This window comes from Sedimentitalea nanhaiensis DSM 24252 (assembly GCF_000473225.1).
Taxonomy (GTDB): domain Bacteria; phylum Pseudomonadota; class Alphaproteobacteria; order Rhodobacterales; family Rhodobacteraceae; genus Sedimentitalea; species Sedimentitalea nanhaiensis.
The window spans coordinates 4,175,396-4,199,437 of record NZ_KI421509.1; the positions used below are offsets into that span (position 1 = coordinate 4,175,396).

Genomic DNA, 24,042 nt, shown 5'->3' on the forward strand with positions numbered 1-24,042 from the left:
GATAGATGTTCAAGAAGATTCTGATAGCGAACCGGGGCGAGATAGCCTGCCGTGTGATCAAAACCGCCCGGAAAATGGGTATTAAGTCGGTGGCAATCTACTCCGACGCCGACCGTGAAGCGCTTCACGTAAAGATGGCGGACGAAGCTGTGAATATCGGCCCGCCGCCGGCGAACCAATCTTACATCGTCATCGACAATGTGATGGAAGCGATCCGCAAGACTGGCGCCGAGGCGGTACATCCGGGCTATGGCTTTCTGAGTGAAAACAGCAAGTTCGCCGCGGCACTAGAAGCCGAAGGGGTTGCCTTTGTCGGCCCGCCCCGCGGTGCGATCGAGGCGATGGGTGACAAAATCACCAGTAAGAAAATCGCGCAGGAGGCCGGTGTCTCAACCGTGCCCGGCGTGATGGGTCTGATCGAAGATGCCGAAGACGCGGTAAAGATCAGCAACGAAATCGGCTATCCGGTGATGATCAAGGCCAGCGCCGGAGGCGGCGGCAAGGGGATGCGAGTCGCCTGGAATGACGGGGAGGCCCGCGAAGGCTTTCAAAGTTCCAAAAACGAAGCGGCCAACAGCTTTGGCGATGATCGGATATTCATCGAAAAGTTCATCACACAGCCTCGGCATATCGAAATTCAAGTGCTGGGCGACAAGCACGGAAATTGCCTTTATCTGAATGAGCGTGAATGCTCGATCCAGCGACGCAATCAGAAAGTTGTGGAAGAGGCACCTTCCCCTTTTCTTGACGCGCAAACCCGCAAGTCGATGGGCGAGCAAGCCGTCGCGCTGGCGCAGGCGGTTGATTATTGCTCCGCCGGAACGGTGGAATTCATCGTGGATGGGGAACGCAACTTTTATTTCCTCGAAATGAATACGCGGCTGCAAGTGGAACACCCCGTTACCGAGTTGATCACTGGCATCGATCTGGTCGAGCAGATGATCCGCGTGGCTTACGGCGAAAAACTGAAGCTGAAACAAAAAGATATCGGCATCAACGGCTGGTCGATCGAAAGCCGCCTTTATGCCGAAGACCCCTATCGCGGCTTCTTGCCGTCGATTGGTCGCCTATCGCGCTATCGCCCACCTGCTGAGGTGGCCGAGAAAGATCGCGCCGTTCGCAACGATACCGGCGTTTTTGAGGGCGGCGAGATCAGTATGTATTACGACCCGATGATCGCCAAGCTGTGTTCATGGGCACCGAACCGTAGCGATGCCATTGCAATCATGCGCGATGCGCTGGATGAGTTCGAGATTGAGGGAATCGGACACAACATTCCGTTCCTGGCTGCGGTGATGGATCATCCGCGGTTCATGTCAGGCGACATCACTACAGCCTTCATCGAAGAAGAATATCCCGATGGGTTTGAAGGTGTCACGCTGGGCGATGATGCGCTGCGCCGGATCGCGGCGGCGGCATCCGCGATGCACCGCGTTGTCGAGATCAGGCGCGCCCGGGTCTCGGGCCGGATGGATAACCACGAGCGGATTGTGGGCACCGATTGGGTTGTTACCCTTCAGGACCGGAATTTCGCGGTCGAAATATCTGCTGATCGCGAGGGATCGACCGTGAATTTTGACGATGGCACCACGTGTCGGGTCACATCCGACTGGGTGCCGGGCCGCAGTCTGGCGCTGATCGAGGTGGATGGCACTCGTATGCCGCTCAAGGTGGATGGCCGAACAGAAGGCTTCCGCATCCGGTATCGCGGCGCTGACCTGGATGTGACCGTCCGCACGCAGCGTATCGCCGAACTGGCCGAACTGATGCCAGAGAAGATCGCCGCAGACACATCGAAACTGCTTTTGTGCCCGATGCCGGGGTTGGTCGTGTCCATCGCCGTATCCGAGGGCGATGAGGTGCAGGAAGGTCAGGCCCTGGCAAGCGTAGAGGCGATGAAAATGGAAAATGTTCTGCGTGCTGAACGCGCCGGGGTAGTTTCGAAAATCAACGCCCGTGCAGGCGACAGCCTGGCCGTCGACGATGTCATCATGGAGTTTGAATAGGTACCGCCAGCACTTGACGGAAACATGGGAGGAGGGACCAATGTCGGAAAATCTGGAAACATGGAAGAGACTTGCCGAGCGCGAACTGAAGACCCGTGCGCCCGACGATCTGATTTGGGTAACGCCTGAAGAGATCAGGGTGAAACCAGTCTATTCCGAAGACGATCTCAAAGACCTCGACCATTTGGGCTCGATGCCGGGTGAGGCTCCGTTTTTGCGGGGACCCCGCGCCACGATGTATGCAGGCCGCCCCTGGACGATCCGACAGTATGCAGGATTTTCGACTGCTGAAGAATCGAACTCCTTTTACCGCAAGAATATTGCAGCCGGTCAGCAGGGTTGCTCGGTGGCTTTCGATCTGGCGACGCATCGCGGATATGACAGCGATCACCCGCGCGTGGTGGGAGATGTCGGCAAGGCGGGGGTGGCGATCGACAGTGTCGAGGACATGAAAATACTGTTCGACGGCATCCCGCTGGACCAGATGTCCGTCAGCATGACAATGAATGGTGCGGTGATCCCGATACTCGCGAATTTCATAGTCGCGGCCGAAGAACAGGGCGTTGATAAGGCGCGGCTTTCCGGCACCATCCAGAACGACATCCTGAAAGAGTTCATGGTGCGCAACACCTATATCTACCCGCCGGAACCGTCGATGCGGATCATCTCGGACATCATCGAATACACTTCCGACAACATGCCACGATTCAACTCGATCTCGATCAGTGGCTATCACATGCAAGAGGCCGGCTCGAACCTTGTGCAAGAGCTTGCCTTTACCTTGGCGGATGGCCGCGAATATGTGCGCGCGGCAATTGCGCGGGGTATGGACGTTGACAAATTTGCCGGGCGGCTCTCGTTCTTTTTCGCCATTGGCATGAATTTCTTCATGGAGGCGGCCAAGTTGCGCGCTGCGCGGCTGCTCTGGTCGCGGATCATGGATGAATTCAACCCGCAACAGCCGCAAAGCCGGATGCTGCGCACCCATTGTCAGACCAGCGGCGTCAGCCTGCAGGAGCAGGATCCCTACAACAACGTCATCCGCACCGCGTATGAGGCAATGTCGGCGGCCCTTGGCGGCACCCAAAGTCTGCATACCAACGCGCTGGACGAAGCGATTGCCCTGCCAACAGAATTTTCGGCCCGGATCGCCCGTAACACCCAACTGATCCTGCAGGAAGAGACGGGCATCACCAATGTCGTCGATCCGCTGGCGGGCAGCTATTACGTCGAAAAACTGACGGCCGACATGGCTGAGAAGGCATGGAAGCTGATTGAAGAGGTCGAGGAGATGGGGGGCATGACCAAGGCCGTGGCCAGTGGCATGCCCAAATTACGGATCGAGGAATCCGCCGCCCGACGTCAGGCCGCAGTTGACCGAGGCGAAGAAGTGATCGTCGGCGTCAACAAGTACCGTCTTGAAAAAGAAGATGAAATTGACGTTCGCATGATCGACAACGAAGAAGTTCGACGCGCCCAAGTGGCCCGGCTGGACCGCATTCGCGAAACCCGGGATCGAGCGGCCTGCGATGCGGCGGTGGCCGCGCTCGAAAAGGGGGCGCGAAGCAATGGCAACCTTCTGGAATTGGCGGTCGAGGCCGCTCGCGCACGGGCGACTGTTGGAGAAATTTCAGACGCGATGGAAAGGGTATTTGGCCGCCATCGCGCGGAGATCAAGACTTTGGCGGGCGTGTACAGCGCCGCGTACGAGGGCGACGAGGGCTTTGCCGAGATACAGCGCGATGTCGAGACCTTTGCCAATGAAGAAGGGCGCCGCCCGCGCATGATGGTCGTCAAGATGGGGCAGGATGGCCATGATCGAGGTGCCAAGGTGATCGCCACCGCCTTTGCCGATATCGGCTTTGATGTGGATGTAGGGCCACTCTTTCAGACCCCGGATGAGGCTGCGCAGGATGCTCTCGACAATGACGTGCATGTGGTCGGCATCTCGAGTCAGGCGGCAGGCCACAAGACGCTGGCACCGCAACTGGTGGAAGCGCTCAAATCCAAGGGCGCCGAGGATATTCTGGTGATCTGCGGCGGCGTCGTTCCGCAACAGGATTATGATTTCCTGATTTCGCGTGGCGTCAAGGCCATCTTCGGTCCGGGCACCAACATCCCTGATGCAGCCCGCAATGTGATGTCCCTGATCCGGACCGCGCGCACCGCCGAGGAAGTAGCATGACCAAAAGATCAGCCGCCGAGCAGGCACTGAGAGAGGCCGCGCTGCGTTATCACGAATTCCCGACGCCGGGAAAGCTGGGCGTGCGTGTAACGACGCCCATGACCACGCAACGCGATTTGTCGCTGGCCTATTCGCCGGGCGTGGCCGAGGCCTGTATGGACATTCACGAAAACCCTGCGGATGCCTTTCGCTACACAGGCAAGGGCAATCGGGTGGCCGTGATATCGAATGGCACAGCGGTGTTGGGACTGGGAAACATCGGTGCGCTGGCGTCAAAACCGGTAATGGAAGGCAAAATCGCGCTGTTCAAGAAATTCGCCGATCTCGACGGATTCGACATCGAAGTGAACGAGGACGACCCGGCCAAGCTGGCTGAGATCGTGATCGCGCTGGAACCAACCTTTGGTGCAGTCAACCTTGAAGACATCAAAGCGCCGCAGTGTTTTGAGGTTGAACGCATCTGCAAAGAGCGGATGAACATCCCGGTCTTTCACGACGATCAGCACGGGACAGCTATCGTGGTGGCAGCAGGGGCGATCAACGCCATGCGTATCGCCAGAAAGAATTTCGAGGATATCAAGGTTGCAGCTGTTGGTGGCGGGGCCGCAGGCATTGCCTGTCTGACGTTATTGATGGATCTGGGCGTAAAACGTGAAAACATCTGGATGTGTGACCGCAAGGGTCTGTGCCACATGGGCCGCAACGATCTGGACGCGACCAAGCAGAGGTTCGCCCAGCCGCCCCAGGATGGCACGCCGCAGATCGACGACGTGATCGAGGGCGCGGATCTGTTCCTCGGAGTGTCCGGTCCCGGCGTGATCACGAAGGAAACCATCAAGACGATGGCCAAGGATCCGGTGATCATGGCGCTGGCCAACCCGACCCCCGAGATCATGCCAGAAGACGCAAAAGCTGCGCGTGAAGATGCGATTATCTGCACCGGACGATCAGATTACCCCAATCAGATCAATAACGTACTGTGTTTTCCCTTTATCTTTCGGGGTGCATTGGATGTGCGCGCGACCCAGATCAACGAGCCCATGAAAGTGGCCTGCGCCCATGCCCTTGCGGAATTGGCGCGCAAGACGTCCTCGGCCGAAGCGGCGATGGCCTATCGCGACGAGCGCATGGTTTTTGGTCGCGATTACCTGATCCCCAAGCCATTCGATCCGCGCCTTCTGGCCACTGTGGCCAGCGCCGTGGCTCAGGCGGCGATCGATTCCGGCGTGGCGAAACGACCGATCAATATCGAAGAGTATCGCAGCAAACTTGAAGGCAACGTCTTCAAAACTGCGCTGCTGATGCGCCCGGTGTTCGATGCCGCGACACGATTCGAGCGCAAGGTAATCTTTGCCGAAGGCGAGGATATCCGCGTACTGCGCGCCGCCCAGGGCATGATCGAGGAAGGCATCGAGAACCCTATTCTGATCGGGCGCCCTGATGTCATCCAGTCGCGGATCGAAAGAGACGCCTTGCCAATCCGAATAGGCAGCGATTTCGATTTGATCGACCCGACACAGGACGACAGGTATCGTACCTACTGGGAGACCTATCTGGATCTGACAGAACGCAACGGTGTGTCCCCGGCAAGCGCACAGACCATTATGCGCACAAACACAACTGCCATTGCTGCCATTGCAGTAAGGCTAAACCATGCCGATGCGATGATTTGCGGCACACAGGGCGATTATCGGTGGCATCTGGATCATGCGGTCCAGGTCCTGGGCGGTCTGGACGATGGCCAGGGCGGCAAGTTGCACCCGATCGGCGCACTGTCTCCAGTGATCCTTGAACAGGGTGTTATCTTTATAGCCGACAGCCAGGTTCACGTCGAACCCGACCCGATCCACCTGGCTGAAACCAGCGTTGCGGCCGCGCGCCATATCCGCCGGTTTGGAATCGAACCCAAGATCGCCCTGCTCAGTCATTCCGTGTTCGGCTCGCTGCACACCGGATCCGGCGACAAGATGCGCGAAGCGCTGAGCATTCTAGACGGGATGGACGTGGATTTCGAATACGAAGGTGAAATGCACGCGGACCACGCTTTGAATCCGGATCTCCGGCAATCCGTGTTCCGCAATTCCCGACTGACTGGCGCAGCCAATTGTCTGATTTTTTCGAATGTCGATGCTGCGTCCGGCGGGCGCAATTTGCTTAAGCAACTGGCCGGAGGAATTGAAATCGGTCCGGTTTTGATGGGGATGGGCAATCGCGTTCAGATTGTAAGCCCTTCTGTCACGCCACGCGGCCTGGTCAATATCGCCGCTTTGGCGCGCACACCAGTCGCCAGCTATGGCTGACAAAATCCATCCAAACCGAAACACCGGCGCAGAAATAGAGAATTAAGGAGCAATGCTATGACCTCATACAAGGACGTATATGCTGAATGGGAGCGCGATCCCGAAGCCTTCTGGATGAACGCTATCAACGACGTGGATTGGTTTACCCGCCCGACCAAGGCGTTGGATGACAGCAATGCCCCCTATTACCGGTGGTTTTCGGATGCCCGCACAAACACTTGCTGGAACGCTGTGGACCGCCATGTCGAGGCGGGCAATGGCGATCAGGTCGCGATCATTCACGACAGCCCGGTCACGAACAGCAAAACCAAGATTACCTATGCGGAGTTACAAAACAAGATCGCCAAATTGGCGGGTGCCCTGTCCGACCGTGGCGTCACAAAGGGTGACCGCGTGGTCATCTATATGCCGATGGTGCCAGAAGCGCTTGTCGCAATGCTGGCCTGTGCCCGGCTAGGTGCAGTGCATTCGGTTGTCTTCGGTGGTTTCGCCGCACATGAATTGGCCGTTCGGATTGAAGATGCCAAGCCGAAGGCGGTCATAGCGGCCTCCTGCGGGATCGAGCCGGGGCGGATCGTCGAATATAAGCCACTCTTGGATGGCGCAATCGACCTTTCGGCGCATAAGCCGGACTTTACCATTATCCTGCAACGTCCACATGCAAAAGCATCCATGGTTGACGGTCGCGATTTTGATTGGGATGCTGCAACGGAAGAGGCCAAGCCCGCGAAATGTGTACCTGTGCGCGGAGATGATCCACTTTATATTTTGTACACGTCGGGCACAACTGGGCAGCCCAAAGGCGTTCTGCGCCACAATGCCGGGCACATGGTGGCGCTGTTGTGGACAATGAAGAATATCTACAATGTCAAACAGGGTGATGTATTCTGGGCCGCCTCTGATGTGGGCTGGGTCGTGGGCCACAGCTACATCTGCTATGCTCCTTTGCTGATGGGCTGCACCACGGTTGTGTTCGAAGGCAAACCCGTTGGAACACCTGATCCCGGCACGTTCTGGCGCGTGATCGAGGAACACGACGTCAGAGTGTTCTTTACCGCGCCAACGGCCCTACGTGCCATCAAACGCGAAGATCCCGAAGCCAAACATGTACATCGGTACGACATCTCGGGCGTACAGGCCTTGTTCCTGGCTGGTGAACGCGCCGACCCGGATACGATCAACTGGGCCCAGAAGCATCTGAAAAAGCCGGTGATTGACCACTGGTGGCAGACCGAAACCGGGTTTGGCATCGCCGCCAATCCGCTGGGGATCGAACAATTGCCAATCAAGCCGGGCTCTCCGGCGGTTCCGATGCCGGGATACAAGATCGACATTCTGGACGAGGGCGGTCACCCGGTGCCAAACGGTACGCTGGGTGCGATTGCCATCAAATTGCCGCTGCCACCGGGCACATTGCCCGGGCTGTGGAATGCGGATGATCGGTTCAAGAAATCTTATCTGGATCATTTCCCCGGCTACTACGAGACTGGGGACGCCGGGATCATGGACGAAGACGGCTACCTCTACATCATGGCACGGACGGACGACGTCATTAACGTGGCGGGCCACCGGTTATCGACGGGTGGAATGGAGGAAGTACTCGCCAGCCACCCGGACGTAGCGGAATGTGCAGTCATCGGCATCGGAGACGCCCTGAAAGGTCAGTCGCCCCTGGGGCTGATCTGCCTCAATGCCGGCTGTGACCGTAATCAGTCAGAGATTGAAAAGGAATGCGTGAAACTGATCCGGCAGGAAATTGGTCCGGTGGCAGCCTTCAAGCAATGTATGGTTGTCAACGCGTTGCCCAAGACACGTTCCGGCAAAATTTTGCGGGCCACCATGGTTTCCATTGCCGACGGCACCGACTGGAAAATGCCTGCCACAATCGACGACCCCCAAGTACTTGACCAAATCTCTGGCAAGATCGCCGGATTGGGCACACCAGCACCCTGACCACAACTGACATTGAAAGAGAAAAGAACATGACACAAGACGTAGTAATTCTGGACGGTGTGCGCACCGCAATCGGTACATTTGGCGGGTCGCTCGCAGGCCATGCGCCCACGGCTTTGGCTGCCGCCGTTGCCAAAGAGGCCATGGCTCGCAGCGGGGTGGATCCAAAACAAATCGGGCATTCTGTTTTTGGCCATGTGATCAATACTGAAGGCCGGGACATGTACCTTGGTCGGGTCGCGGCGGTCGAGGCTGGTGTTCCCGCCGAAGCGCCCGCGCTTACGGTGAACCGCCTTTGCGGATCGGGCGCGCAGGCAATCGTCTCATCGGCACAGCATATCATGCTGGGTGACGTCGATTTTGCACTGGCCGGTGGGGCGGAATGCATGTCGCGTTCGCCTTACTCCAGCCAATCCCCACGCTTTGGTCAGAAAATGGGCGATGTCAGTATGACCGACATGATGGTTGCCGCCCTGAATGACCCGTTTGGGGGCGGCCACATGGGCGTGACCGCTGAAAATGTCGCATCGGAGTATCAGATCTCTCGCGACGATCAGGATGCCTTTGCCGCCGAAAGCCAGCGCCGCGCCGGTGTGGCCATCGCAGAAGGCCGGTTCAAATCTCAAATCCTTCCAATCGATGTGAAAGTTCGCCGCGACATGGTGCCCTTTGACACTGATGAACACGCCAAGGCATCGACCACGGTCGAAAGTCTGGGCAAACTGCGCCCGGCCTTCCGCAAGGAAGGATCGGTCACGGCCGGCAACGCATCGGGTCTCAATGACGGCGCGGCGGCGCTTGTGCTGGCCTCGGCGGATGCGGCCGAGAAACAGGGGCTCAAACCACGCGCGCGGCTGTTGGGGTATGCCCATGCTGGCGTGCGCCCTGAAGTGATGGGTATTGGTCCCATTCCGGCGGTCACGGCCCTATTGACCAAGTTAGGCATGAACGCGAGTGATTTCGACGTGATTGAATCAAACGAAGCCTTTGCCGCTCAGGCCTGTGCCGTGAACAAGGAACTGGGTTTTGACACCAGCAAGGTAAATCCCAATGGCGGTGCGATCGCACTTGGCCACCCGATCGGAGCCACTGGCGCGATCATCACGATCAAGGCGTTGAACGAACTGGACCGCGTCAACGGTAAATTCGGTCTGGTGACCATGTGCATTGGTGGTGGCCAGGGCATCGCGCTGGCCATTGAACGTCTCAGCTGAACCTCCCCCGCCCGTTGCCGAATCCTCCCCGGCAACGGGCCACCTGTCGCCACCCGCACCAATCGCACGATCCAATTCAAAGGAGCGCACCATGTCCAACCCAGACCTCCAATCAGATCCGTTGAACGAACGGCTTCTGGAGTACTGGAGCCTCATGCAACGTGCTCAGGGATTGTTTTCGCGAGCCGCCACTTCAACAGCGGCCAAGGTGTCGGGTGGCGATTTTTCTATTGTCGATTCCACCTCGGTGGCGGCGGCCTATGCCAAGGTCGGCATGGCGATGGCGACCAGACCCGCCGACCTGATGGCACTCCAACAATCGGCCTTCGGTAAGATGGCCAATATCTGGATGGCCGGCTGGACCGGTACCGCCTCCAAGATCAAGGACCGCCGTTTCAGGGATGACAGCTGGAATACGGATCCAATCGCGCGGGTGTGCCGCGATGTACATCTGGCGCTGGAAGAAGCCACTCTGGAGATTCTCAACCAATTTCCTGAAGACTCCAAAGAGCATCTGAGGGTCAAATTCTATACCCGGCAGATCCTGAGCGCTCTGGCGCCGAGCAATTTTCTGACTCTCAATCCGCAGGCCCGCAAGAAACTGCTGGATACCGATGGCCAAAGCCTGCTGGACGGGTTCAGCAACCTGTTGGATGATCTCGAGCGCGGTGACGGCCGGCTGGACATTGCCACCAACGATCCAAAGGCTTTTGTGGTCGGGCGCGATCTGGGCACGACCCCCGGAAAAGTTGTGTTTCAGAACGACATGATGCAGCTGATCCAGTTCGAACCACGCACAAAAACACAACGCAAGCGTCCGATCCTGTTCGTGCCTGCCTGGATCAACAAATACTACATCATGGACATGCGCGAGAAGAACAGCCTTGTGCGCTACATGCTGGATCGCGGCCATACAGTCTTCATCATCAGCTGGGTTAATCCGGGTCCTGAGCACGCGGAAAAGAGCTTTGAGCATTACATGAATGAAGGCCCGCTGGCGGCGATCGATGCAATCGAACTGGCCACGGGTGAAAAGAAGATCAACATCCTCGGGTTCTGTATCGGCGGAATCCTGGTGACGGCAACGCTGGCGTACCTCGCGGCCAAAGGTGACAATCGCGTCGCTGCGGCAACAACATTGGCAACGATGGTGGATTTCACCGATGTGGGCGAAATCGGTGTTTTCATCGACGATGAACGGCTGGAAACATTGCGTGATCATATGGCCGAGACCGGCCATCTTGAGGGTTACCACATGCAGGACATGTTCTCGATGATCCGGGAAAATGATCTGGTCTGGTCGTTCCATGTGATGAACTACCTGATGGGCAACAAACCGCCTGCGTTCGACCTGCTCTATTGGAACTCGGATTCCACCCGTCTGCCGGCGGCGATGTTGCTGTGGTATCTTGAACAGATTTATCTGCGCAATGCATTGCGCCAGCCCGGCGGATTGGTCCTGAACGGCACGAAAATCGACCTTGGCAAGATCAAGACACCATGTTTCGTGCTGGCCACAAAGGAAGACCACATCGCGCCCTGGAGGTCCGTCTATCCCACAACCGGGTTGTTGGGCGGCGACGTCAAGTTTGTACTCGGCGGTTCCGGGCATATTGCTGGCGTTATCAATCCGCCCGGCGAGCGCGAAAAATACGGCTACTGGATTGGTCGCGATTATCCCGAATCTCCCGAGGAATGGTTGGAAAAAGCAACCCACGCCAAGGGCTCGTGGTGGCCCACCTGGGCCGATTGGCTGGAAGCCAAGGACCGCGCCAAGCAGGTCCCCGCCCGGGTGCCGGGTGATGGCAGGCTGGACATAATCGAAGACGCACCCGGTACCTACGTTTTATCGAAATAGCCCGCAGCAGGGCACGCATAATCGAAATTGTAATTGAAAGGATACTGACATGGCTCGAACAGCTCTCGTAACCGGAGGCAGCCGCGGTATCGGCGCCGCCATTTCCACCGCCCTGAAAGCCGCCGGATACTCGGTTGCCGCGACCTATGCCGGCAATGACGAAGCCGCTGCCAAGTTCACCGAAGAAACCGGCATTAAGACTTACAAGTGGAACGTTGCCGATTACGACGAAAGCAAGGCCGGCATCTCACAGGTCGAAGCCGATCTTGGCCCGATCGACGTTGTCGTTGCCAACGCCGGCATCACCCGCGACGCCCCCTTCCACAAAATGTCTCCGGAGCAGTGGAAAGAGGTCATCGACACCAACCTGACCGGCGTATTCAACACCGTACATCCGATCTGGCCGGGGATGCGCGAACGCAAGTTCGGCCGCGTCATCGTGATCAGCTCTGTCAATGGCCAGAAGGGCCAGTTCGCACAGGTCAACTATGCCGCCACCAAGGCCGGCGATCTGGGCATCGTCAAATCCCTGGCCCAGGAAGGCGCGCGCGCCGGCATCACCGCCAATGCCATTTGCCCAGGTTATATTGGGACGGATATGGTCATGGCCGTGCCGGAAAAGGTGCGCGAAAGCATCATCGCGCAGATCCCCGCAGGACGTTTGGGCCAACCCGAAGAGATTGCCCGTTGTGTGGTCTTCCTGGCCTCCGACGACTCTGATTTCATCAACGGATCCACCATCAGCGCAAACGGAGCCCAGTTCTTCAGCTGACAGTTCAACCGCTATCCATTCAAAGGAAGACCCATGACCAAGCCGCTGGACGATATTGATCCTGTTGAATCCCAGGAGTGGCAGGAAGCGATTGAGGATGTGATTGAGCGCGATGGAGCCAATCGCGCACATTTTCTGTTGGACAAGGCGGTTCAACAGGCGCGTGCGGCCGGGGCGAACCTGCCGTTTTCGGCGACGACGCCTTATCAGAACACCATACCGGCGGATGATCAGGAGGCGTTTCCCGGCGATATCGAAATGGAATGGCGCATCCGCACCATCAACCGCTGGAACGCGATGGCGACGGTTGTGCGCCGTAATAAAGTGTCCAGCGAATATGGCGGGCATATCGCGTCCTTTGCCAGTGCGGCGGTGATGTACGATATTGGGCTGAACCATTTCTGGCGCTCCAAATCCGCTATCCACGGCGGCGACCTGGTGTTTTTTCAGGGACATGTGATTCCCGGCATCTATGCGCGCAGCTTTATGGAAGGACGCATCAGCGAGGCCGAGCTGGAAAATTTCCGCAGCGAAGTCGACGGCAAGGGTCTGTCGAGCTATCCGCACCCCTGGCTGATGCCGGATTACTGGCAGTTCCCGACGGTTTCGATGGGGTTGGGGCCGCTGATGGCGATCTATCAGGCGCGGTTCATGAAATACATGCACAACCGGGGCCATATCGATATGGGCGACCGCAAGGTCTGGTGTTTTCTCGGCGATGGCGAGATGGACGAACCGGAGAGCCGGGGTGCGATTGACCTTGCCGCGCGCGAGGGGCTGGACAATCTGATCTTTGTCATCAACTGCAACCTGCAGCGTCTGGACGGTCCGGTGCGCGGCAACCACAAGATCGTTCAGGAACTCGAAGGCGATTTCCGCGGCGCGGGTTGGAATGTGATCAAACTGCTCTGGGGCAAGGGGTGGGATGAGTTGCTGGAGAAAGACTCCAGCGGTCGGTTGCGACAGTTGATGGATGAAACGCTGGACGGTGACTATCAGACGTTCAAATCCAAGAATGGCGCTTATATCCGCGAACACTTCTTTGGCAAATACCCGGAAACGGCGGCGCTGGTCGAAGACTGGAGCGACGATCAGATCTGGGCCTTGCGCCGCGGCGGGCATGATCCGGAAAAGGTCTATACCGCGTTCAAACGGGCGTCTGACAACAAGGGCCAACCCAGCTGCCTGCTGGTCAAGACGGTCAAGGGGCATGGCATGGGGACGGCGGGCGAGGGGCAAAACACCACGCACCAGCAGAAAAAGCTGAACGAGGAGCAGCTGCGCGCCTTCCGCGACCGGTTCGATATTCCGATCGGCGACGAAGATGTGGGCAAGGCACCGTTCGTGACGCTGAACAATGCCCAAAAGGCCTATCTTGCGGATCGGCGCAAGGCGTTGGGGGGGGCGTTTCCGCAACGGCAGTCCAAATCGGACAAGCTGGACATTCCGCCGCTGGAGAAGTTCGAGGTCCAGCTCAAGGGAACCGGGGATCGCGAGATTTCCACCACCATGGCATTTGTGCGCATTCTGACCACGCTGCTGCGCGACAAGAAGATCGGCAAAAACGTGGTGCCGATCGTGCCGGACGAAAGCCGCACCTTTGGTATGGAAGGCCTGTTCCGCAGTGTCGGCATCTATAATCCGCTGGGGCAGAAATACACCCCGCAGGACGCCGATCAGATGTCGTTCTACAAAGAAAGCACCGACGGGCAGGTGCTGCAGGAGGGCATCAACGAAGCCGGTGCGATGGCCGACTGGATTGCGGCGGCAACCGCCTATTCCAACCACGGCGTGCCGATGATCCCGTTCTTTATCTATTACTCGATGTTCGGGTTCCAGCGGATCGGCGATCTGGCCTGGGCCGCGGGCGACAGCCGGGCGCGCGGGTTCATGTTGGGCGGCACCGCAGGGCGCACCACGCTGAACGGCGAAGGGTTGCAGCACGAGGACGGGCATTCGCATATCCTCGCGGGTACAATCCCCAACTGCATCAGCTATGACCCGACCTTCCAATACGAAGTAGCGGTGATCGTGCAGCACGGGTTGCAGCGGATGTATGTCGATCAGGAGGATGTGTATTTCTACCTGACCCTGATGAACGAGAATTACCGCCACCCGGACATGCCGATGGGGGTCGAGGACGATATCGTCAAAGGACTGTACCGGTTCCGCGAAACGCCGAAACCCGGCGATCGGCATGTGAACCTGATGGGCTCGGGCACGATCCTGGTGCAGGCGATCAAGGCCGCCGAGATGCTGGAAGAGGATTTTGACGTGACCAGCGACATCTGGTCGGCAACCTCGCTGAACGAATTGGCGCGCGAAGGGCAGGATTGCCTGCGCTGGAACCGGTTGAACCCTCTGGAACAAGAGCGGCAACCTTTTGTGACCGGGCAGCTTGCCAAGGCCAAGGGGCCGGTTATCGCGGCCACCGATTATATGAAGAACTATGCCGAGCAAATCCGGGCGATGGTGCCGAACGACTTTACGGTGCTGGGCACCGATGGGTTCGGACGGTCCGATAGCCGGGTCAATCTGCGACGGTTCTTTGAAGTGGACGCCAACCATATCGCGGCAGCGGCGATGCAGCGGTTGTATCGCGCCGGCCATGTCAGCCGCGCGGAAATGGAAACCGCCCTGAGCAAGTACAACATTGACGGCACCAAGCCGAACCCCCGGCTGGTCTAAGCGCGGGACACGAGGAGACAAGACAGATGGCTATTGAAATAACTGTGCCGGATATTGGCGATTTCAATGATGTTCCCGTGATCAGCATCCTAGTGAGCGTTGGTGACGTGATTGCAAAAGAAGACCCGTTGATCGAGCTGGAAAGCGACAAGGCAACGATGGAGGTGCCAAGCCCGGCTGCCGGTAAGGTGGTCGAGATCAAGGTGAGCGAAGGCGATACCGTGTCGATGGGCGACCTGCTGATGTTGGTCGAGGCGGAGGATGCGGCCGTTGACGCGGCACCTGCACCGGCTGCCGAGAAAGCCGCGGCCCCGGCGGCGGCGGTGGCCCCCGCACCAGCCGCCCCGGCTGTGACCGACGCCGGATTTGGCAAGGTCCACGCCAGCCCCTCGGTGCGTGCCTTTGCGCGGCAACTGGATGTCGATCTCAGCAAGGTTAACGGGTCTGGGCGCAAGGGGCGGATCCTGCGTGAAGACGTGACCAAGGCCCTGAAATCCACCTCTGCCCCGGCCTCCGCCGATGGCGCGGTGCAGGGCGGCATGGGCATCCCACCGATCCCTGCCGTAGACTTCAGCAAATTCGGCCCCGTCGAAGATGTGGAGATGCCCCGGATCAAGAAACTGTCCGGCCCGGCGCTGCACCGCAGTTGGCTGAACATCCCGCATGTCACCCATAACGAAGAAGCCGACATCACCGATCTGGATTTGTACCGGCGCGAGCTGGACGGGCAGGCAAAGCAGGAAGGCTATCGCGTCACCCTGCTGTCGTTCATGATCAAGGCCTCTGTCTCGGCGCTGAAATCCCATTGGGAGGTGAACAGCTCGATCCACCCCGATGGAGACAAACTGATCAAAAAGGATTTCTACAATATCGGCTTTGCGGCAGATACACCGAACGGGCTGATGGTGCCGGTGATCAAGGGGGCGGACCGCAAGGGGATCGTAGAGATCAGCAAAGAGCTGGGCGAGCTTTCCGCCAAGGCACGTGAAGGCAAGCTGAAAGGCGATGACATGTCGGGGGCGACCTTCACGATTTCGTCGCTTGGCGGCATAGGCGGGACGTCGTTTACCCCGATCGTCAACGCGCCCGAAGTGGCGATCCTGGGCCTGACACGGTCCAGGATGTCCCCGGTCTGGGACGGTGAAGAGTTCGTGCCGCGCAACATGCAGCCGCTGAGCCTGTCTTATGACCACCGCGCCATCGACGGGGCGCTGGCCGCCCGGTTCTGCGCCTCGCTGAAATTCCTGCTCGGCGACGTGCGCCGGCTGATGCTGTAAGGAGGGCGCGGATATGGACGTCACAGTTCCCGATATCGGCGATTTTTCCGATGTGCCCGTCATCAGCATCCTGGTCGGCGTCGGCGACACGGTGGCCGCCGAAGACCCGCTGATCGAGCTGGAAAGCGACAAGGCGACGATGGAGGTGCCCAGCCCGGCCGCGGGCAAGGTCACCGCAATCAAGGTCAGCGAGGGCGACAGGGTGTCCAGGGGCAGCGTGATCCTGGTGTTGGAGGGGGCGGCGTCCGAAGAGGCCGTCGAGGCCCCTGCGGACGCGGCTGCTGGCGCAGCCCCGGCACCGGTTGCAACCGCGCCGACCGGCACGGCGACGGGTGCGGGCGAGCATCATGCAGAGGTCGTTGTTCTGGGGTCCGGGCCAGGGGGGTACACGGCTGCCTTCAGGGCGGCGGATCTGGGCAAGTCGGTCATATTGATTGAGCGCAACCCGACCCTGGGCGGGGTCTGCCTGAACGTGGGCTGTATTCCTTCCAAGGCGCTGTTGCACGCAGCAAAGGTGATCACCGAAGCCGAAGAGATGGGCGGGCATGGGATAACCTTTGCCAGGCCCAGGGTGGATCTGGACGCGCTGCGCAGCTGGAAGGACGGCGTGGTCGGCCAGCTGACCGGAGGTCTGGATGGATTGGCGCGCGCCCGCAAGGTCAAGGTCGTGCGTGGAACCGGCACGTTTTGCGGCACCAACACGATCGCGGTCAGCGGTGCGGACGGCGATACCACGGTCAGCTTTGATCAGTGCATCATCGCAGCCGGGTCCGAGCCGGTCGAACTGCCCTTTATCCCGCATGACGACCCGCGGGTTATGGACAGCACGGGCGCGCTGGAACTGGCTGACATCCCCAAGCGAATGCTGGTTCTGGGGGGCGGCATCATCGGGCTGGAAATGGCCTGTGTCTATGACGCGCTCGGGTCGAAGATCACTGTGGTCGAGTTCATGGACCAGCTGATGCCCGGTGCCGACAAGGACATGGTGCGCCCGCTGCATAAGCGTGTCGAGGGCCGGTACGAAAAGATCTTGCTGAAGACCAGGGTGACGGCGATGGAGGCCCAGAAGAAGGGGCTGAAGGTCACGTTCGAGGACGCCAAGGGCGAGGTCACGACCGACACGTTCGACCGGGTTCTTGTGTCTGTTGGGCGGCGTCCCAATGGCAAGCTGATCAATGCAGCCGCGGCAGGCGTTGCGGTGGATGAACGTGGCTTTATCGCCGTGGACCGTCAGCAACGCACAGGGCAGTCGCATATCTTTGCCATTGGCGATGTGGTTGGACAGCCGATGCTGGCCCACAAGGCCGTGCATGAAGGCAAGGTAGCGGCAGAAGTCGCCGCCGGACACAAGCGCGCCTTTGATGCCCAGGTGATCCCGTCGGTCGCTTATACCGATCCCGAGGTGGCATGGGTCGGGCTGACGGAAACCCAGGCCAGGGCCAGGGGCATCAAGGTCGAAAAGGGCGTATTCCCCTGGGCCGCATCAGGGCGGTCGCTGTCCAACGGGCGCAGCGAAGGCATGACCAAACTGCTGTTCGACCCGGCGGACGATCGGATTGTCGGGGCGGCCATCGTCGGCACCAACGCCGGCGACCTGATCGCCGAAGCCGCACTGGCCATCGAAATGGGCGCCGACGCGGTCGACCTGGGACACACCATCCATCCGCACCCAACCCTAAGCGAAACAATCAACTTCGCAGCCGAAATGTTCGAAGGCACCATCACTGACCTCATGCAACCAAAAAAACGGAAATAGGCCACCAGAAACACCGGCACGCCAAACTACGGTAGTAGGCGGCAGGCAGGCGCAATCCGCGCCAGACAACAAGGAGAAGAGCTATGAGTAACAGCGTATACAAGGTCGTCGAGCTGGTCGGAACGAGTACCGAATCCTGGGACGATGCCGGACGCGCCGCAATCGAGCGTGCGAGTCAAACCTTGCGTGACTTGCGCATCGCCGAAGTGATTTCTCAGGATATGGTGATCGAGAATGGCAAGGTCAAAGCGTTTCGTACCAAAGTGAGCGTCTCATTCAAGTTCGAAGGCTAACTCAAACAGCGCGGGGCCTCGCGCCTGCGCGATATGAAATCGGTCCCGTGCACGAAATTGCAGCAACATTCAAAACTCAACGAGGGCAATGAAGATGGCGAAAAAAGAACCCACCGACAATTACGCGGAGTTCATGAGGTTTTTCAGTCCCGCGAATGTCTCCAAAATGTTTGATCCCCAGGCAATGGCGGCACAATTCAGTGTCAAGCCGGGCCAGTTGGACGCGCAGGATACAATCCAGAAGGCCAGGGATAAATTCGACGCTGCCGCCAAGGCGAACGAAGCTGTGGCCGTGTCCTATCGAGATCTGATGGAAAAACAGATGCGGATTTTCCGTGACGTGACTTCGGTGGCTGCAGACCACCAGACGTCTGGCTCGCCCGAAGATATCGCCGCATCCTACCAACAGGCCGTAACCCGCGCCCTCGAAATCATGGCCGATCTGTCCGAAGCCGCAAGGGATGCAAACAACCAGGCCTACGACGCGATCAAATCGGAAGTGGATAAGACGATAGAGGAACTCAAGGGGTGAGGACAAACACCGCTACCGATGTGGTCGCTTTTCTGAATATGCTGAAGGAGTGAACGATATGACCAAACCTGCTGTGCTGATTTTGCTTGGTCCTCCTGGGGCTGGCAAGGGGACGCAGGCGCGGATGCTGGAGGGAGAATTCGGTCTCGTGCAACTGTCTACCGGGGATCTTCTGCGTGCGGCGGTTGCCGCGGGCACCGAGGCTGGCAAGGCGGCCAAGGCGGTGATGGAAGCCGGTGAACTGGTCAGCGACGACATCGTGATCAACATCCTGCGCGACCGTCTGGCCGAGCCTGACTGCGCCAGGGGCGTCATCCTCGACGGCTTTCCCCGCACCACGGTTCAGGCTCAGGCGCTGGATGCGCTGCTGGCAGAATCCGGCCAGGGTATCAACGCGGCCATCAGCCTCGAGGTCGATGACGCCGCGATGGTCACCCGCATTTCCGGCCGCTTTACCTGCGGCGATTGCGGCGAGGGTTATCACGACACGTTCAAGGCCCCTAAAATCGCTGAAACCTGCGACAAATGCGGCGGCACCGGGATGAAGCGCCGCGCGGACGATAATGCGGAAACCGTCGCAAGCCGTCTGGTGGCCTATCACGAACAGACCGCCCCCCTGATCGCCTATTACACGTCCAAAGGCGTGCTGAAATCCATCGATGCGATGGGTGACATCGACGCGATTGCCGCTGAATTGGGCGCGATCGTGAAACAGGCCACGGCCTGATTCAAGACAAGACCGGGCGTCGTCTCAATTCAGCGATGCCCGTCATTTTCCGGAGGAAGAAGGAGGAACCGCCATGGCGGACCAAACCACTAGCGCCTCAGACACTGCCGAGTCCGACAAGGGCTATTGGGCAGCGAATGTGCGCATAATTCTGATCAGCCTCGTAATTTGGGCGCTGGTCTCGTTCGGGTTCGGCATTCTGCTGCGCCCGATGTTGTCGGGCATCCGCGTCGGCGGCACCGATCTTGGCTTCTGGTTCGCCCAGCAAGGCTCGATCCTCGTGTTCCTGGCGCTGATCTTCAACTACGCGTGGCGGATGAACAAGCTCGACGCGCAATTCGGCGTCGAAGAGGAGTAAACAGGACATGGATCAGTTTACAATCAACCTGCTGTTTGTCGGCGCGAGTTTTGCGCTGTACATCGGCATCGCAATCTGGGCCCGGGCCGGGTCCACATCGGAATTCTACGCCGCCGGCCGCGGCGTTCACCCGGTTACCAACGGCATGGCCACCGCGGCTGACTGGATGTCGGCGGCCAGCTTTATCTCGATGGCGGGTCTCATTGCCTTTACTGGCTATGACAACTCGACCTACCTGATGGGCTGGACAGGCGGCTATGTTCTGCTCGCCCTTCTGCTGGCCCCCTATCTGCGGAAATTCGGCAAATTCACCGTGTCGGAATTCATCGGCGACCGGTTCTATTCGCCGACAGCCCGTCTGGTGGCCGTGATTTGTCTGATCGTGGCCTCGACCACATACGTGATCGGCCAGATGACCGGCGTCGGCGTGGCCTTTGGACGGTTCCTTGAAATCAGCAATACCTCGGGCCTGCTGATCGGCGCGTGCGTCGTCTTCGCCTATGCGGTGTTCGGTGGCATGAAGGGGGTGACCTATACCCAGGTGGCGCAATACTGCGTGCTGATCCTGGCCTATACGATCCCGGCCGCGTTCATCAGCCTGCAACTGACCGGTAACCCCGTTCCGGCCCTGGGCCTGTTCGGCGATCATGTTGCCTCGGGCGAGCCGCTGCTGATGAAACTGGATGCGATCGTGGCGGAACTGGGGTTCAATGAATACACCACCCACCACAGCGACACCATCAACATGGTGCTGTTCACGCTGTCGCTGATGATCGGCACCGCCGGTCTGCCGCATGTCATCATGCGCTTTTTCACCGTGCCGCGGGTTGCGGATGCACGCTGGTCCGCGGGCTGGGCGCTGGTGTTCATCGCCCTGCTGTACCTGACCGCCCCTGCGGTCGGTGCCATGGCGCGTCTGAACATCACCGACATGTTCTGGCCAAATGGCACCGATGCCGAAGCGGTTTCGGTCGAGCAGATCAACAGCGATCCTCGCTATGACTGGATGGCCACATGGCAGAAAACCGGTCTGTTGGGCTGGGAAGACAAAAATGGCGACGGCAAGATCCAGTACTATAACGACAAGGCCGAAAGCATGCAGGCCAAGGCCGCCGAGAAGGGCTGGGAAGGCAACGAGCTGACCAACTTCAACCGCGACATCCTGGTTCTGGCCAACCCCGAAATCGCCAACCTGCCCAGCTGGGTCATCGGTCTGGTGGCTGCGGGTGGTCTTGCAGCGGCGCTGTCCACCGCGGCGGGGCTGTTGCTGGCCATCTCTTCCGCTGTCAGCCACGACCTGATCAAGGGGCGGTTCGCTCCGGACATCTCGGAAAAAGGCGAATTGATGTCTGCACGTGTCGCCATGGCGATCGCGATCGTTGTCGCAACCTACCTGGGTCTCAACCCTCCGGGCTTTGCGGCGCAGACCGTGGCGCTGGCCTTCGGTCTGGCGGCAGCGTCGATCTTCCCGGCTCTGATGATGGGCATCTTCTCCAAGAAGGTGAACAACACCGGTGCGGTCGCGGGCATGCTGGCAGGTCTGGTCACGACGCTGATCTACATCTTCCTGCACAAGGGGTGGTTCTTCGTGGCAGGCACCAACAGCTTTACCGATGCAGATCCGTTGCTGGGTACGATTCAGTCGACATCGTTCGGCGCGGTCGGTGCGGCAATCAACTTTGCAGTGGCCTATGTCGTGACCGGCATGACCAAGCCTCTGCCCGAGGATATCATCGAGCTGGTCGAAAGCGTCCGGGTGCCGCGTGGCGCCGGGGCCGCAGCCGCCGACCACTGATATCGAACGATGCGGGCGGCTCCCCCCGGTTCCGCCCGCATCCCCGGCCCCGCCATCTCTATGCCGGCGGGGCCACAACTAGGGTATTTCGACTTAAACCTGTATCACCTATCACTGCCTGAAATCAAAGATTTCAACGCGATAGGTGATACCCGATGACACGATTTAAAGTCGAAACGCTTTAATATCCACTCTTTGATCCAAAAGGGCGGCGGTCCAATCATTGTTGCGCATTGCTGGGCACCCGCGCGCTGTAAGCTCAAGGAAAACTTCGACGGCGACGGTTCGTTGAAATCTATGCCATCAAAAAAGACATCCGCAGCCCGGGCACCGGTATGACGACCTTGACGAATTTGCGTTGCCGATGCTTCCGGCTGTAGGTCAATCGGATCGCGTGACAGAGATCTGCTTTTGCCCCAGGATCACAATGCGCGCACATAGATCAGAGGTCGATACGGCGGAAGCTGACAGGAAGGCTGCAAGACAACCGGTAAAAGGGCCGGGGTGCAATCTGCCCCCCGGCCAACTGGCAGAGACTTATTGCCAGGATTTGATCAGCTCGTCATAGCTGACGGTTTTGGGTTCTTCGTCTTCGTTGTCAAGTTTGGCAACCGGAGAACCGGGCTGCGCATACCAGTATTCGGGATCCTGCGGCTCGTTCATCTTCGGGCCGATATCGCCTTGAATACCCGCACGCTCGATCCGCTCCATCACCTTTTCCTGTGCTTCACAAAGCGCATCCAGGGCTTCCTGGGGCGTTTTTGCACCGGACATGGCATCGCCAATGTTCTGCCACCACAGCTGCGCCAGTTTCGGATAGTCTGGAACGTTGGTGCCGGTTGGCGACCAGGCCGTACGGGCCGGCGAGCGGTAGAATTCGATCAGACCGCCAAGCTTGTTGGCGCGCGCCGAGAAGTGGTCCGAGTTGATCGTCGATTCACGAATGAATGTCAGGCCAACGTCAGCCTTCTTCAAATCCACGGTTTTGGATGTAACAAACTGCGCATAGAGCCAGGCCGCTTTGGCCCGGTCAACAGGCGTGGATTTCATCAGGGTCCATGACCCGACGTCCTGATAGCCGATCTTCTGACCATCTTTCCAGTAGACACCATGTGGCGAGGGAGCCATGCGCCATTTGGGTGTACCGTCCTCGTTCATCACCGGCAGGTCAGGCAGAACCGTCGCTGCGGTAAAGGCGGTGTACCAGAACATCTGCTGGGCGACGTTGCCTTGCGCCGGGATCGGACCCGCTTCGCCAAAGGTCATGCCGGCAGCGGCTGGCGGCGAATACTTTTTCAGCCATTCGATCGCCTTGGTGACGGCATAGACTGCGGCCGCGTCATTCGTGGCACCGCCACGCGCAACACAGGACCCGACAGGCTGAGAATTTTCGTTCACCCGGATGCCCCATTCATCGACCGGCAGGCCGTTCGGCTCGCCCACGTCTCCCATTCCAGCCATCGACATCCACGCGTCGGTGTACCGCCAGCCAAGGCTCGGGTCTTTCTTGCCATAGTCCATGTTGCCAAAGACGTCGCCATCAACGCCCATGTGGCTCAGGTCGCGACCGGTAAAGAACTCGGCGATGTCTTCATAGGCCGCCCAGTTGACCGGAACGCCAAGATCATAACCAAAGGCTTCTTTGAAGTCGGACTTGTTCTTCTCATCGTTGAACCAGTCATAACGGAACCAGTAAAGGTTCGCGAATTGCTGATCGGGCAACTGATAGAGTTTGCCATCGGGGGCGGTTGTGAACTGGGTGCCGATGAAGTCAGCCAGATCCAGCGTGGGCGAGGTAACGTCCGCGCCTTCGCCTTCCATCCAGTCCGTCAGATTGCGGACCTGCTGATAACGCCAGTGAGTGCCGATCAGGTCGGAATCGTTGACATAGCCGTCATAGATGTTCTCGCCCGACTGCATTTGCGTTTGCAGTTTCTCGACAACGTCACCTTCGCCGATCAAATCATGCGTGACCTTGATGCCGGTGATCGCAGTAAAGGCAGGAGCAAGCACCTGGCTTTCGTATTCGTGCGTCGTGATGGTTTCGGAAACCACCTTGATCTCCATGCCCGCCATTGGTGCGGCAGCATCGATGAACCACTGCATCTCGGCTTCCTGCCCGGCGCGGTCCAGCACGGAAACGCCATCGATCTCACTGTCAAGGAACGCCTTTGCCTCGTCCATTCCGGCAAAGGCCGGTGCCGCAAACAGTGCCAGCATGGCACCCATTGCGGTTGTCGATCTAAGGGTCAAGTTCATGATCATCCTCCCTGGATTTGTTGAACCGTTTTTGTTTGCTGCCCGGGACCATCCCCGAGCACACTCGTT

16 protein-coding genes are annotated in these 24,042 nt (G+C 58.8%); 15 read left to right on the forward strand and 1 reads right to left on the reverse strand.

What is annotated here, in order from left to right:
- Positions 1–5 precede the first annotated feature (5 nt).
- The 15 genes from NANH_RS0122675 to NANH_RS0122745 all read left to right on the forward strand — a co-directional run bounded on the left by NANH_RS0122675 (position 6) and on the right by NANH_RS0122745 (position 21,714).
- Entirely contained in the window at positions 6–2,006 is a 2,001-nt protein-coding gene (locus NANH_RS0122675; RefSeq protein WP_027264092.1) for an acetyl-CoA carboxylase biotin carboxylase subunit, read from the forward strand.
- A gap of 40 nt (positions 2,007–2,046) precedes the next feature.
- Positions 2,047–4,191, forward strand: coding sequence for a methylmalonyl-CoA mutase (scpA, locus tag NANH_RS0122680; protein ID WP_027264093.1), 2,145 nt, complete (start codon positions 2,047–2,049; stop codon positions 4,189–4,191).
- The gene (locus NANH_RS0122685) at positions 4,188–6,491 is read left to right on the forward strand and encodes an NADP-dependent malic enzyme (RefSeq protein WP_027264094.1); all 2,304 of its coding nucleotides are present in this window, start codon (positions 4,188–4,190) and stop codon (positions 6,489–6,491) included. Before scpA ends, NANH_RS0122685 begins: the two co-directional genes overlap by 4 nt.
- 57 nt (positions 6,492–6,548) lie before the next feature.
- Positions 6,549–8,444 carry a propionyl-CoA synthetase gene (locus NANH_RS0122690; protein ID WP_027264095.1) on the forward strand — a complete coding sequence of 632 codons (1,896 nt, stop codon included), beginning with the start codon at positions 6,549–6,551 and terminating at the stop codon, positions 8,442–8,444.
- A gap of 29 nt (positions 8,445–8,473) precedes the next feature.
- Positions 8,474–9,658, forward strand: coding sequence for an acetyl-CoA C-acyltransferase family protein (locus NANH_RS0122695; RefSeq protein ID WP_027264096.1), 1,185 nt, complete (start codon positions 8,474–8,476; stop codon positions 9,656–9,658).
- A 91-nt stretch (positions 9,659–9,749) separates the two neighbouring features.
- Positions 9,750–11,516 (forward strand): PHA/PHB synthase family protein, encoded by a 1,767-nt coding sequence (locus tag NANH_RS27000; protein WP_081710523.1) that lies wholly within the window; start codon positions 9,750–9,752, stop codon positions 11,514–11,516.
- Positions 11,517–11,565: 49 nt separating this feature from the next.
- Positions 11,566–12,288 (forward strand): acetoacetyl-CoA reductase, encoded by a 723-nt coding sequence (phbB, locus tag NANH_RS0122705; RefSeq protein WP_027263278.1) that lies wholly within the window; start codon positions 11,566–11,568, stop codon positions 12,286–12,288.
- Between the two features lie 33 nt (positions 12,289–12,321).
- Positions 12,322–14,976, forward strand: coding sequence for a pyruvate dehydrogenase (acetyl-transferring), homodimeric type (aceE, locus tag NANH_RS0122710; RefSeq protein WP_027264097.1), 2,655 nt, complete (start codon positions 12,322–12,324; stop codon positions 14,974–14,976).
- Positions 14,977–15,002: 26 nt separating this feature from the next.
- The gene (locus NANH_RS0122715; protein ID WP_027264098.1) at positions 15,003–16,253 is read left to right on the forward strand and encodes a 2-oxo acid dehydrogenase subunit E2; all 1,251 of its coding nucleotides are present in this window, start codon (positions 15,003–15,005) and stop codon (positions 16,251–16,253) included.
- Positions 16,254–16,266: 13 nt separating this feature from the next.
- Positions 16,267–18,009, forward strand: coding sequence for a dihydrolipoyl dehydrogenase (lpdA, locus tag NANH_RS0122720; protein WP_027264099.1), 1,743 nt, complete (start codon positions 16,267–16,269; stop codon positions 18,007–18,009).
- Between the two features lie 83 nt (positions 18,010–18,092).
- A complete protein-coding gene (locus NANH_RS0122725) occupies positions 18,093–18,302 on the forward strand; it encodes a dodecin family protein (RefSeq protein ID WP_027264100.1) in 210 nt (69 codons plus the stop codon).
- A gap of 88 nt (positions 18,303–18,390) precedes the next feature.
- Positions 18,391–18,834: a hypothetical protein gene (locus NANH_RS0122730; RefSeq protein WP_027264101.1), complete on the forward strand. Its 444-nt coding sequence runs from the start codon at positions 18,391–18,393 to the stop codon at positions 18,832–18,834.
- A 58-nt stretch (positions 18,835–18,892) separates the two neighbouring features.
- The gene (locus NANH_RS0122735; protein WP_027264102.1) at positions 18,893–19,561 is read left to right on the forward strand and encodes an adenylate kinase; all 669 of its coding nucleotides are present in this window, start codon (positions 18,893–18,895) and stop codon (positions 19,559–19,561) included.
- 73 nt (positions 19,562–19,634) lie between these two features.
- Positions 19,635–19,919, forward strand: a complete 285-nt coding sequence (locus NANH_RS0122740) for a DUF4212 domain-containing protein (protein WP_027260895.1) — start codon at positions 19,635–19,637, stop codon at positions 19,917–19,919.
- Between the two features lie 7 nt (positions 19,920–19,926).
- The gene (locus NANH_RS0122745; protein WP_027260894.1) at positions 19,927–21,714 is read left to right on the forward strand and encodes a sodium:solute symporter family protein; all 1,788 of its coding nucleotides are present in this window, start codon (positions 19,927–19,929) and stop codon (positions 21,712–21,714) included.
- A gap of 537 nt (positions 21,715–22,251) precedes the next feature.
- Here the strand turns inward: NANH_RS0122745 and NANH_RS0122750 are convergent.
- Positions 22,252–23,973: an ABC transporter substrate-binding protein gene (locus tag NANH_RS0122750; protein ID WP_027264103.1), complete on the reverse strand. Its 1,722-nt coding sequence runs from the start codon at positions 23,971–23,973 to the stop codon at positions 22,252–22,254.
- Positions 23,974–24,042: the final 69 nt, after the last annotated feature.

What these genes read in the sequence shown, in the direction of transcription:
- scpA (WP_027264093.1), top strand. Translation starts at nt 2,047, where the DNA reads ATGTCGGAAAATCTGGAAACATGGAAGAGACTTGCCGAGCGCGAACTG.
- lpdA (WP_027264099.1), top strand. Translation starts at nt 16,267, where the DNA reads ATGGACGTCACAGTTCCCGATATCGGCGATTTTTCCGATGTGCCCGTC.
- phbB (WP_027263278.1), top strand. Translation starts at nt 11,566, where the DNA reads ATGGCTCGAACAGCTCTCGTAACCGGAGGCAGCCGCGGTATCGGCGCC.
- NANH_RS0122685 (WP_027264094.1), top strand. Translation starts at nt 4,188, where the DNA reads ATGACCAAAAGATCAGCCGCCGAGCAGGCACTGAGAGAGGCCGCGCTG.
- NANH_RS0122735 (WP_027264102.1), top strand. Translation starts at nt 18,893, where the DNA reads ATGACCAAACCTGCTGTGCTGATTTTGCTTGGTCCTCCTGGGGCTGGC.
- NANH_RS0122715 (WP_027264098.1), top strand. Translation starts at nt 15,003, where the DNA reads ATGGCTATTGAAATAACTGTGCCGGATATTGGCGATTTCAATGATGTT.
- NANH_RS0122745 (WP_027260894.1), top strand. Translation starts at nt 19,927, where the DNA reads ATGGATCAGTTTACAATCAACCTGCTGTTTGTCGGCGCGAGTTTTGCG.
- NANH_RS0122730 (WP_027264101.1), top strand. Translation starts at nt 18,391, where the DNA reads ATGAAGATGGCGAAAAAAGAACCCACCGACAATTACGCGGAGTTCATG.
- NANH_RS0122750 (WP_027264103.1), bottom strand. Translation starts at nt 23,973, where the DNA reads ATGAACTTGACCCTTAGATCGACAACCGCAATGGGTGCCATGCTGGCA.
- NANH_RS27000 (WP_081710523.1), top strand. Translation starts at nt 9,750, where the DNA reads ATGTCCAACCCAGACCTCCAATCAGATCCGTTGAACGAACGGCTTCTG.
- NANH_RS0122690 (WP_027264095.1), top strand. Translation starts at nt 6,549, where the DNA reads ATGACCTCATACAAGGACGTATATGCTGAATGGGAGCGCGATCCCGAA.
- NANH_RS0122695 (WP_027264096.1), top strand. Translation starts at nt 8,474, where the DNA reads ATGACACAAGACGTAGTAATTCTGGACGGTGTGCGCACCGCAATCGGT.
- NANH_RS0122740 (WP_027260895.1), top strand. Translation starts at nt 19,635, where the DNA reads ATGGCGGACCAAACCACTAGCGCCTCAGACACTGCCGAGTCCGACAAG.
- NANH_RS0122675 (WP_027264092.1), top strand. Translation starts at nt 6, where the DNA reads ATGTTCAAGAAGATTCTGATAGCGAACCGGGGCGAGATAGCCTGCCGT.
- aceE (WP_027264097.1), top strand. Translation starts at nt 12,322, where the DNA reads ATGACCAAGCCGCTGGACGATATTGATCCTGTTGAATCCCAGGAGTGG.
- NANH_RS0122725 (WP_027264100.1), top strand. Translation starts at nt 18,093, where the DNA reads ATGAGTAACAGCGTATACAAGGTCGTCGAGCTGGTCGGAACGAGTACC.